Genomic DNA, 11909 nt, shown 5'->3' on the forward strand with positions numbered 1-11909 from the left:
TTCTATCATTCTTGACTTACGTCCCTTTGTCTGAATTTTACCAAAAAAATTCATTCATCGTTGGGTTTAATCTAGATATTTCTATTCAGCCAATATACAATTAAAGAAATATTGGCTCTAACTGCCATTTTAGATGGAAACGGTGAAAAAAAAGAGGTGTGTCGATGACTTTTCCGATTTTGGAAACCAAGAGATTAAAATTAATTGAACTAACCCATCAACATATGAATGCGGTTTATGAGATATTATCATTAGATGAAGTGACTCGTTTTTATGGAACCAGTCCCTTCACCTTACAAGCTGAAGCTACTCGATTAATTGATATGTTTCACAAAAACTATTTCGATAAGCGGGGAATTCGCTGGGGGATCAAGTTAAAGGAAAATCAAAGAATCATTGGTACCGTTGGTCTAAATGTGCTCAATCTTAAAAACAAACGGGCGGAAATCGGTTATGAGCTGCATCCCGCCTTTTGGAGAAAAGGGTTTACAGCTGAGGCCGTTAGTGAAGTGATTAGGTTTAGTTTTGAACAGCTGGGATTATATCGAATTGGTGCGATTGTTTACCCAGAGAATATTGCCTCCCTGGCATTACTTGATAAATTGGGGTTTACACACGAAGGATTACTACGCGGCTATATGTTTCAAGATGAGATTCTCCATGATACGTATATGTTATCGCTATTAAAACCAGAATGGGAAAAAAGCCAGGTGGAATAATCCTGGCTTTTTATTCTTCAAAATAATTCTTAACAGCTTTTGGATTCTTTACATCCTCATCTTGGTAATAAGGATTATTTTCTGTTACATTCTTCGGATCAAGATTTGTTTTAATGACAATCATCGGTGTTGGCGTACTTTCAAGTATAATCCGATCATTCAATTGATCAAAATCGGCTATCTTTTTATTTCCCGGTTGTTGCGGCTCCATATTAACACCTCCTAGAGTCTAGCTTGCTGAGTTTTTTAATAATCATTCATCAAACTTAAATCTCCGCTGAATTCATCAGAACAATCCGCCAACCGTCAATGTCCTCAAGTCGTTATATCCTGCTATGTATTACCATTTGGAGCTCAGTTTATTTGTTAAGTCTAAAGTCCAAATATTCTTCATATGTTGATAAAAAGAAAAAAACTAGGAAGTTTTACCTTCCTAGTGTCGTTACTCCTCTTCCCCGCCGACTAAGAAATCTGGGTTTAGTTCCTCAAATTCTTCGTCATCCACATCTAATCCCCAATCATCATCATTGTCTTTGCAGGCTTCTAGGCTTACTCGGACACATACCTTCGTTTCACCTATAACCTCAACAAGGAATTCCCTTTCGACATGGACGATGATGCGGTTACCATTAGGGGAGATGACGGCTTCACAGCAGTTAGGCTGTTGCAGTACTCGAGCACAAATTTCATTGTCATCGAGGCAGTCATGGTCACGATACTTTAATTTAATGGTATCTTTGTACTGAACGCATTCAGTTACAACCTCTGTTTTGGTATTATCATTATATGAATACCAAACATTGATATCATACGAGCCATGTATCTCTACCGTTTTGCCAACTTTTTTCGCTTTGTATTTATGGTTGATGATCCAACAGCCAAGAATACTTGTTGGATTATGCGCCGGGCTAATCGTATGATTGGACTGGGTGAATTTACGTCCTTTCGCTACTACGGCCTTTGTGATTATCTCTCTATATTCTCCCATTTCGCGCGAACCCTCCTCATTCATTTTCATTTCATCGTATGCGTGAACTTAGACTAGTGTGATATATAATTTTGCGAATACTGGTTAAAAGTTTAGTCATGCTTCATTTTATGCGGGATTTATAGGTGTGTGACTTTCAATGCCTGTACTTTAACAGGAAGGTAATGGAGATGTTTTTTGAAAAAAAGACAAAAAGAAAACCAGACTTCATTGAGAAGCCTGGTCTGTTTTTTTAGTGGTCGTGATCACAGTCGTTATGGTTATCACAAGCACCGCCGCCATTTTTTAAGCTCGAGCCTGTTTCCCCCGCTAATACGTCTCCACCTGTTGAAACGATAATTTCATCGGTAACTGTATTAGAAATAGTGGAAGCAATCAATTGAAGCAGGTCATTTACATCTACTTGGGATTGTTTGAAATCCTGAACTACTGGAATCTCATCCAATTCCTTTTCAATTGCAGCAATTTTGTCTTCAACCTTCTTCAATGCTTCTGATTTACCATAATGCTGTAAGTTCACAGCCTGCTTTTGCAGTCCTTTAATATCAGAAATTAACGTTTTAACTTTTTGATTTTCATTAATATGAGCTTCTGCCCGCTTAAAAAAATCTACTTCGTCTGTTTCTGCAATCATTCGAGCTAGATCTGCTGCACGAGCGACGATATCGTCTTTTGTATACTTCGCCACTTTATTTCACCTCAACTGGTTCTAATTCTTCAACCATTTCTCCATTTAATGACCATGTTTTTGCATCTGTAATCTTTACTTTAATGATTTTTCCAATCACTGATTTTGGTGCGATGACGTTGACAAGCTTATTTCTAGTCGTATAACCAGCAAGGACGTCCGGATTGTTCTTACTTTCCCCTTCGATCAATACATCAACGGTTTGACCAACATGCTTTTTCATTGCTTCTAAAGAAAGCTCATTGACCAAATTGTTTAAGCGTTGAAGACGTTCTTTCTTCACCTCGATTGGAACATTATCTTCCATTTTGGCAGCTGGTGTACCTTCACGTGGGGAATAAATAAAGGTATACGCTAATTCGTAACCTACCTCACGATAAAGTGACATCGTTTCTTCAAACTGCTCATCTGTCTCATTTGGGTAGCCAACAATGATATCAGTTGTGAGAGCAACATTTGGGATTGCGGCCTTAATTTTTCTCACTAGCTCTAAATATTGTTCTCTTGTATATTTACGAGCCATAATTTTTAAAACATCTGTTGATCCTGACTGAACTGGAAGGTGAATATGGTCCATTAAGTTACCGCCCTTGGCAAGAACCTCAATCAAACGGTCATCAAAGTCGCGTGGATGGCTTGTGGTAAAACGAATTCTTGGAATATCAATTTTACGTAATTCATCCATTAGGTCACCTAGACCATAGTTCATTCCTTCTAAGTCTTTTCCATATGCATTTACGTTTTGACCCAGCAGGGTAACTTCCTGATAACCTTGTGCGGCTAGATGGCGTACTTCCTGGATAATTTCTTCCGGTCTGCGGCTCCGTTCTTTCCCGCGTGTATATGGAACGATACAATAGGTACAGAATTTATCACAGCCGTACATAATGTTTACCCATGCTTTGATTTTCCCACGACGTACCTTCGGAAGGTTTTCAATGACGTCGCCTTCTTTTGACCATACTTCGACAACCATTTCTTTTGACATGTAAGCTTCATGTAAAATATTAGGAAGGCGGTGGATATTGTGTGTACCAAAAATCATATCCACATGGTGATAGGTTTTTAGAATTTTATTAACAACCGATTCTTCTTGTGACATACAGCCACAAACACCTAAGAGCAGGTCTGGCTTTTCCATTTTTAGTGCCTTTAAATGTCCAAGCTCTCCAAACACTTTGTTTTCAGCATTTTCACGGATCGCACATGTATTAAGAAGAATAACATTCGCATCCTCCGTGTTGTCGGTTGGTTCATAGCCTAATGCAAGAAAGATCCCTGCCATTACCTCCGTATCATGCTCATTCATTTGACATCCATAAGTACGGATATAGAACTTACGACCTTCACCCATTCCACGAAACTCTTCAGGAATAGCGAAGTCATTATGATACTTTACTTCTTCCTTACCACGCTTTTTCGCATCTTTTAAGGAAGGTGCGGTAATCACTTGTTCGAAGTATTTGCTGTAATCCTTGGCGGATTTTTTGTCCGAAGAATTAGCAGCTGCTACTTGCTGGCCTTCTAATCGTTGTTTTTCATTCATGGTTCATAAACCCCTTTCTTTAAAAAATAGCCTCAAATGTCTATTAAATTTTCATTTGTTATTTATTACCTGAGCTTACTATGAAAGTCCGCACATTATTATAGTATAAAGGTTTACATGACTGAAAACAATAGAAAACCCTGTCAACACACGAGTTATCATGTGAAACCACTGATAAGAAATATTATTAAAAAGAAGTTCAGAAACTAGCCGCACTGTCTGTGAATATAAGCGCTAAAAAACCCGCGGAATAGTCTTCCACGGGTAGGTGTTTCATCTATTACATAAATTCTGCAACTAACTTATCAAAGTGTGCTTGATCAAGGTTTAATTCAGCCTTTGTTAATGGCTCTTCGGAATAACTAGGAATTAATTCTTGATAAGAAGGACGCTCAGTGTTTTGGTAAATTAGACCGGTAACTAAGCCATTATGCTGCATTAATGTCTGCATTGCTTGTTCGCGATTAGACGGATCATATCCTTCAATTGTACTTAGTTTTGTTAGATTTTCCTTAAACCAGTCATATGTGTTGACTTTATTGTAAGTTACACATGGACTGAACACGTTAATTAAGGAGAATCCTTTATGTTTAATTCCAGCTTCAATTAAGGCAGTAAGATCCTTTAAATCTGTCGAAAAGCTTTGTGCGACAAATGTAGCTCCAACTGTTAATGCCATTTCCATTGGAGAAATCGCTTGTTCAATTGAACCCATCGGAGTGGATTTTGTTTTAAAACCTACTGCCGAACGAGGAGATGTTTGTCCCTTTGTTAAACCATAAATTTGGTTATCCATCACGATGTAAGTAATATCAACGTTACGACGAATTGCATGAATGGTGTGCCCCATTCCAATCGCATAACCGTCACCATCACCACCGGAAGCAATGACCGTTAAATCACGGTTTGCCATTTTAACACCTTGGGCAATAGGAAGTGAACGGCCATGAATGCCATGGAAGCCGTATGAATTAATATAACCAGAGATACGTCCTGAACAGCCGATCCCTGAAACAACTGCTAAATTTTCTGGTTGTAACCCACAATTTGCTGCTGCACGCTGCATTGCTGCCTGTACGGAGAAGTCGCCACAGCCTGGGCACCAGTTCGGTTTAACATCATTTCTAAAGTCTTTAAAAGTGGCCATCTAGAACAACTCCTTACATTTTGAATGAACTTCGTGTGGTAGGAATGGATTCCCATCATATTTAACATATTTTGTGATTTTATCAGCATGACCAACATTCATTTTCATAATGTTTGCTAACTGTCCTGTCGCATTGTTTTCTATGACGATTACTTTTTTCGCAGCTTGTACTAATGGAAGAACTTCCTCCGATGGGAATGGATGAATTAGACGAATTTGGGCATGATTTACTTTCAAGCCGTCTTTCGCTAATCGAACCATCGCTTCTTCAATGGCACCGCGAGTAGAGTTAAACCCTACGATTAATAAATCTGGATTTTCATGTGGTGCATTCTTATAAACAGGTGTGTTAAAGCGAATATTTTCAACTTTACGGAAGCGTTTATCCATTTGTGCAATCCGGTTTGAAGCAGATTCTGATGGTTTACCAGTTTCAGCGTGCTCAACACCAGTAACATGGTGGATTCCGTTCTTCATACCAGGAATGGTACGAGGTGAAATGCCATCTTCTGTTACTTCATAGCGCTTGAAATAGCCTTTGTTTTCAATTTCAGGAAGCTCTTCAGTTACAAGCTTTCCACGTCGGATTTCTACTTTAGATACATCTAAAGGTTCAACGGTTTGCTTACCTAATGACAATTGAAGGTCAGACAATACAATGACCGGACATTGATATTCTTCAGCCAGGTTAAAGGCTTCTGCTGTATCATAGAATGCTTCTTGAACAGTACTTGGCGCTAAGACGATTTTTGGAATTTCACCATGTGTTCCGTAAATCATAGCCATTAAGTCAGACTGTTCTTGCTTTGTTGGAAGACCTGTAGAAGGACCTCCACGTTGTGTATCAACGATAACAAGCGGAGTTTCTGTAATACCAGCTAGTCCGATTGCTTCCATTTTCAATGATAACCCAGGACCAGATGAAGCTGTGATCGCACGGATACCACCATAGCTTGCACCAATCGTCATTGTTGCTGCTGCGATTTCATCTTCTGTTTGAATTACTGTTCCACCAACAGCCGGTAATTTCTTAATTAAATATTCCATGATATCTGAAGCAGGTGTAATAGGGTAAGCAGCCATGAATCGACATCCGCCTGCCATAGCCCCTAACGCGATTGCATCATTTCCAATCATATACATACGGCGTTTGCCATCTGCTTTTTCAAGTACCATCGTCGGTACAGATGCATCCATTTTTTCTTTCATATAATCGTAGCCCGCTTTAATGGCATCCATATTTTTGGCTACAACCTTATCACCTTTTTTACCAAAAATCTCGCGAACTACTTCTTCAAAAACTTGAATATCCAAATCTAGAACGGCAGAGGTAGCCCCGATGGCAACCATGTTCTTCATTAAGGAAGTCCCTAGTTCTGTTGCAATTTCAGTGAATGGAACCGCATACAAGGAGGCCTCAGTGTCTTCAGGTTTCTTTGGATCAAATTTTGCATCAGCTAAGATTACACCATTACTGTGCAGTTCTTTGTAGTTAACATCAATAGTTTCTTGGTCGAATCCTACAAGGATATCCAGGTCATCAGAGATAGAGCGAACCTCTGTAGTGCTAACTCTGATTTTATTATTTGTATGACCGCCTTTAATACGTGATGAAAAGTGACGATAACCATACAAGTAATATCCTAGGCGATTCAGTGCGATAGCAAAGATTTCCCCAGTACTTTCAATACCTTCCCCTTGTTGTCCGCCAACTTTCCATGAAAGTTGATTGATCATTCCCTTACACCCCTTTGGATATGTATAATTAAGTAGTCTAAATCATATTAATTGTAGCACAATTCCAAGTAATCCACTAGAAATTAGCCTGTGAAAACGGTATGAAGACTAAATAGTCAGAATTGAGAATATGTACTAAACGCTTACAATTCTAGACCTAAGAACTCAAAATTGCAACCCTTTGGCACGAAATATTGTCGAAAATATGAATATTTTTTTATTATTAAAAAATGGCCATTACTTCACTAGGAAAATTTCGTTAAAATTAACGATTAGATATGCAAATACTAGATTTCTTTACTATAAATATTATTCTCATTTAGGTTTGTGTTATATAGCAGAATAGTATTATCTTAATTTTTATATGCTTTTAACAGCAAAAAACCTGCTGGAATGATTTCCAAGCAGGTCAGTATGTGAATTCTGGATGTTTACATGTTGCGGCCTATCTCTTTCAACGCGGCTCTACAATTAGCTTAATGGCTGTGCGTTCTTCCCCGTCAATCAAAATATCGGTAAACGCAGGGATACAGATCAAATCAACTCCGCTAGGTGCTACAAATCCTCTTGCAATCGCTACTGCCTTTACGGCTTGATTCAATGCACCCGCACCAATTGCCTGTATTTCTGCTGCACCTCTTTCACGCAGAACTCCGGCAAGTGCACCAGCTACAGAATTAGGATTAGATTTTGCTGAAACTTTTAATATTTCCATTCCTAGCTCCCCCTTAGAAAAATCCCGATCCCGCATGAGCAGTTCATGAACAAATCAGGTTATAACATTCCACTGCTACTATATTCAGCTCTGAAAAGACATATTCCAGCTTGGACGAAAAAAGTCAAGATATTCGCAATAAACGAACTCACGAATTGAATGATTTTTATCGGGGAGTTCAACAAAGGTTAAAAAGACAAAAAAAACTTCCTAATTGGAAGTTTTTAACTATAATAAGGATGATCGTCATTGATTTGGATGGGAACGATTTTTTTTGAAAAACCTGTTTTTCTATCTAATTCAATGTAAACGGCACTCAGCTGGTTTCTGCCGGACGTCGGCACTTCAAATCGGACTGGCAGGCTTGTTAGGAATCTTTTGAGTACAGCCTCCCTTTCCACACCAAGAATGCCGTCGTAAGGGCCTGTCATGCCCACATCTGATAGATAACCCGTACCACCTGGCAAAACCCGGCTGTCAGCCGTTTGAACATGCGTATGGGTACCAACAACAGCAGACACTCTTCCATCTAAATACCAGCCCATGGCCTGCTTCTCACTGGTGACTTCTGCATGAAAGTCCACAAAGATGAAAGGCGTCCTTTCTCGGGCAATTTGGACTAATTCATCTGCTTTTTTAAATGGACAATCCAGTGGCGCCATAAAGGTTCGACCCTGTAGATTTATTACAGCTATTTCGAATTCATTTACTTTAAAAAATGCAAGTCCTTTTCCCGGTGTACCTTCTGGGAAATTTGCAGGCCGTACCATATTTTTTGCCGAATCGATAAATTCAAATATCTCTCGGTTATCCCATGCATGATTGCCCAGTGTAACCGCCTGGGCACCATGGCTCAAAAATTCACGATAGATTTTTTCGGTTATCCCCTTACCGCCCGCTGCATTTTCACCATTAATGATCGTAAAATGAGGCCGATATTTTTCTTTTAACTTTGGCAGATATTCCTTCACCATGTCCCGCCCCGGGGAGCCGACGACGTCACCGATAAAAAGTAGGTTCATTATATTCCCTTTCGTTGAAAAAAATTAGTATTGTTTAAATTGTATCACATATGATTCTTCTTTAATCCCTATGAGCTGGTCAAAAAAATAAAGCAGTGCATACGCACCGCTTTATTTTGCATATTCAACAGCCCGTGTTTCACGGATTACTGTTACTTTAATATGTCCAGGATAATCAAGTTCCTCTTCGATTCGCTTACGAATATCTCGTGCTAATCGATGGGCAGCAAGATCATCAACTGCGTCTGGTCTTACAATAATACGGACTTCTCTACCTGCTTGAATCGCAAAAGATTTTTCAACGCCTTCATAAGACTCTGAAATCTCCTCAAGCTTTTCAAGGCGGCGGATATAGTTTTCGAGTGTTTCACTGCGAGCGCCTGGTCTAGCAGCTGATAAAGCATCTGCTGCTGCCACAAGGACGGCAATGATGGATGTAGGTTCTGTGTCACCATGGTGGGATGCAATACTATTGATTACTACAGGGTGTTCCTTGTATTTCGTTGCAAGTTCTACCCCGATTTCCACATGGCTTCCTTCTACCTCATGGTCAATTGCTTTACCGATGTCATGAAGTAATCCTGCACGACGGGCAAGTGTTTCATCCTGACCAAGTTCAGCAGCCAATAAACCCGAAAGCTGAGCCACTTCCATAGAATGTTTAAGGACGTTTTGACCGTAGCTAGTACGGAATTTTAAGCGGCCAAGGATTTTGATAAGATCGGGATGAAGTCCATGGACTCCCACTTCAAAGGTTGTTTGCTCTCCGACTTCACGAATATATTCATCCACTTCCCGACGGGACTTTTCAACCATTTCCTCGATTCGGGCCGGATGGATCCGTCCGTCTTGAACTAACTTCTCTAAAGCTAAGCGAGCCGTCTCTCTCCGAATAGGATCAAAGCCTGATAGAATGACAGCTTCAGGAGTGTCATCAATAATCAAATCAATTCCCGTTAATGTTTCAAGGGTACGAATATTTCGTCCTTCACGGCCGATAATCCGACCTTTCATTTCGTCATTTGGAAGGTTGACGACAGAAACAGTCGTTTCCGCAACATGGTCAGCAGCGCAACGCTGGATGGCTAAGGAAAGAATTTCCTTCGCTTTCTTGTCGGCTTCCTCTTTCGCCCGATTTTCACTTTCTTTAATCATTATAGCCGTGTCATGGGTTAATTCTTGTTCCATTCTGTCGACAATGATTGCTTTTGCTTCCTCGCGCGTTAAGCTCGAAATACGTTCGAGTTCAGTTTGTTGTTTTCGTACCAACTCGTCCACTTTGCTTTCCATCTCTTCAATATGCTGTTGTCTTTGGTTTAGAGAATCATCCTTCTTTTCTAAAAGATTTTCACGCTTGTTTAACGTTTCGTCTTTTCGATCTAAATTCTCTTCTCTTTGCAGTAAACGGTTTTCTTGTTTTTGCATTTCATTTCTTCGTTCACGAACCTCACGTTCAGCTTCAGTACGAAGCTTGTGAATTTCATCCTTTGCTTCTAGCAAAGCTTCTTTTTTCAATGAATCAGCATCACGTTTCGCATCTTCAAGAATCTGTTCTGCAGCATTCTTTGCACCTGCTACTTTTGCATCAGCAATGGATTTATGAACAAAATAGCCAACAACGGCACCGACGATAAGGCCAAGCAAAATGGAGATGATAGTAATTAAATCCAATCGTTACACCTCCTCTTGCTATGAACTTTTGTTTTTTTTTTAAGTGTCGGCATGTACATTGTTTAGACTCAACATACAGCAAGCACCAAGGCTTTTCGCAATGTAATATTTCCAAAAATGTAAAATATACATGTTAATTGTAAAGCTGTGAATATTTATTGTCAAGGCTTTGTCCGATTAGCTTTTTGAAATATTTAGAAATTAGCCTAATCTACATAATAGTTTATAATATCAATAACGCATATTTATAAACACAAATGCATTTTAATGCATTTTTAAGAAAAAAGCAAAACCTATTCCAGGCTTTGCTCTACTTAGACCTATTCTAATAAATTAATCTGTTCATCTTCATCTTCTGATTCCGTTACAACTTTTTCTCCATCTAAACCGAAGTGTTCACGGATTTTTTGGTTGATTTCATCACGGATACCAGTATTTTCTTTTAAGAATAACTTCGCATTTTCACGGCCTTGGCCTACTCTTTCATTGTTATAAGAGTACCATGATCCGCTTTTTTGGACGATATCTAGTTCAGAACCTAAATCGACAATCTCGCCTTCTTTAGAGATTCCTTCTCCATACATAATATCAACTTCAGCCGTACGGAATGGCGGAGCCACTTTGTTCTTTACGACTTTAATTTTGGTTCTGTTACCAACCATTTCAGTGCCTTGCTTTAAAGTTTCTGCACGGCGTACTTCAAGACGGACAGTGGAATAGAACTTTAAGGCCCGGCCACCAGGTGTGGTTTCGGGATTTCCGAACATGATCCCGACCTTTTCACGAATCTGGTTAATAAAGATTGCAATTGTTTTTGATTTATTAATCGCACCTGATAGTTTACGAAGAGCTTGTGACATTAAGCGGGCTTGTAAACCTACGTGTGCGTCACCCATTTCGCCTTCGATTTCTGCTTTAGGAACTAGGGCAGCAACGGAGTCAATTACAATAATATCAACAGCACCGCTTCGTACTAAAGCTTCAGCGATTTCAAGCGCCTGTTCACCTGTGTCAGGTTGTGATAATAGTAATTCATCAATGTTAACACCAAGTTTTTGTGCATATGTTGGATCAAGAGCGTGCTCGGCATCAATAAACGCTGCTTGTCCGCCTTTTGCTTGTACTTCTGCAATTGCATGAAGGGCAACGGTTGTTTTACCAGAGCTTTCCGGACCATAAATCTCAATTATACGTCCTCTAGGGTATCCACCTACTCCAAGTGCCGCATCAAGTGCTAAGGAGCCGCTCGGAACAGTTTGTATTCTTGTTTCGGTTTTTTCTCCCATTTTCATAATGGAACCTTTACCGAATTGTTTTTCTATTTGCTTTAACGCCATTTCTAAGGCGGCCTTACGGTCACTCACAAATAGTTCCTCCTTTTTATATATAAAGAATTAAAGTTAAATTATTGCGTTGAAATCTATTAATATAAATCCTATTATTACTATACCTTCTTTTAGTCTATTTGTCGAGTAAAAAGGCGAACATTTATTCGACCTATTTGTTAACAATTAATACTAGGAAAACAGCTGTATTAACCCCGTTTTTGTCTTTTTACTGCATTTAACTAGCTAATAATTATATTTTCTCTTTTTATCTGAAAATGAAACTTCTATGATTTTATAAAGAAGGAATTTTTATGGAGGCCCCTAGTAGAAATTGCTTATTGGACAAAA

11 protein-coding genes are annotated in these 11909 nt (G+C 39.2%); 1 reads left to right on the forward strand and 10 read right to left on the reverse strand.

Annotated features, from left to right (window positions below):
- The first annotated feature begins 164 nt into the window (after window positions 1–164).
- Complete coding sequence (locus tag ACZ9EE_RS07380) at window positions 165–719, forward strand: GNAT family N-acetyltransferase (RefSeq protein WP_476025994.1); 555 nt, start codon at window positions 165–167, stop codon at window positions 717–719.
- Window positions 720–729: 10 nt separating this feature from the next.
- Here the strand turns inward: ACZ9EE_RS07380 and ACZ9EE_RS07385 are convergent, their stop codons facing one another.
- The 10 genes from ACZ9EE_RS07385 to recA all read right to left on the reverse strand — a co-directional run bounded on the left by ACZ9EE_RS07385 (window position 730) and on the right by recA (window position 11597).
- The gene (locus ACZ9EE_RS07385; RefSeq protein ID WP_476025995.1) at window positions 730–930 is read right to left on the reverse strand and encodes a hypothetical protein; all 201 of its coding nucleotides are present in this window, start codon (window positions 928–930) and stop codon (window positions 730–732) included.
- A 231-nt stretch (window positions 931–1161) separates the two neighbouring features.
- Entirely contained in the window at window positions 1162–1707 is a 546-nt protein-coding gene (locus ACZ9EE_RS07390; RefSeq protein WP_476025996.1) for an outer spore coat protein CotE, read from the reverse strand.
- Between the two features lie 232 nt (window positions 1708–1939).
- Entirely contained in the window at window positions 1940–2395 is a 456-nt protein-coding gene (locus ACZ9EE_RS07395) for a YlbF/YmcA family competence regulator (protein WP_476025997.1), read from the reverse strand.
- A gap of 1 nt (window position 2396) precedes the next feature.
- The gene (gene miaB / locus ACZ9EE_RS07400) at window positions 2397–3941 is read right to left on the reverse strand and encodes a tRNA (N6-isopentenyl adenosine(37)-C2)-methylthiotransferase MiaB (protein ID WP_476025998.1); all 1545 of its coding nucleotides are present in this window, start codon (window positions 3939–3941) and stop codon (window positions 2397–2399) included.
- Between the two features lie 280 nt (window positions 3942–4221).
- The gene (locus ACZ9EE_RS07405; RefSeq protein WP_476025999.1) at window positions 4222–5088 is read right to left on the reverse strand and encodes a 2-oxoacid:ferredoxin oxidoreductase subunit beta; all 867 of its coding nucleotides are present in this window, start codon (window positions 5086–5088) and stop codon (window positions 4222–4224) included.
- The gene (locus tag ACZ9EE_RS07410; RefSeq protein WP_476026000.1) at window positions 5089–6825 is read right to left on the reverse strand and encodes a 2-oxoacid:acceptor oxidoreductase subunit alpha; all 1737 of its coding nucleotides are present in this window, start codon (window positions 6823–6825) and stop codon (window positions 5089–5091) included.
- A 454-nt stretch (window positions 6826–7279) separates the two neighbouring features.
- On the reverse strand, window positions 7280–7540 hold the full coding sequence (gene spoVS, locus ACZ9EE_RS07415; protein WP_003211281.1) for a stage V sporulation protein SpoVS: 261 nt from the start codon (window positions 7538–7540) through the stop codon (window positions 7280–7282).
- A 224-nt stretch (window positions 7541–7764) separates the two neighbouring features.
- A complete protein-coding gene (locus ACZ9EE_RS07420; protein WP_476026001.1) occupies window positions 7765–8562 on the reverse strand; it encodes a TIGR00282 family metallophosphoesterase in 798 nt (265 codons plus the stop codon).
- A gap of 111 nt (window positions 8563–8673) precedes the next feature.
- Entirely contained in the window at window positions 8674–10233 is a 1560-nt protein-coding gene (rny, locus tag ACZ9EE_RS07425) for a ribonuclease Y (RefSeq protein ID WP_476026002.1), read from the reverse strand.
- Window positions 10234–10553: 320 nt separating this feature from the next.
- Window positions 10554–11597, reverse strand: coding sequence for a recombinase RecA (gene recA, locus ACZ9EE_RS07430; RefSeq protein WP_476026003.1), 1044 nt, complete (start codon window positions 11595–11597; stop codon window positions 10554–10556).
- Window positions 11598–11909: the final 312 nt, after the last annotated feature.

This window comes from Bacillus sp. URHA0034 (assembly GCF_056280405.1).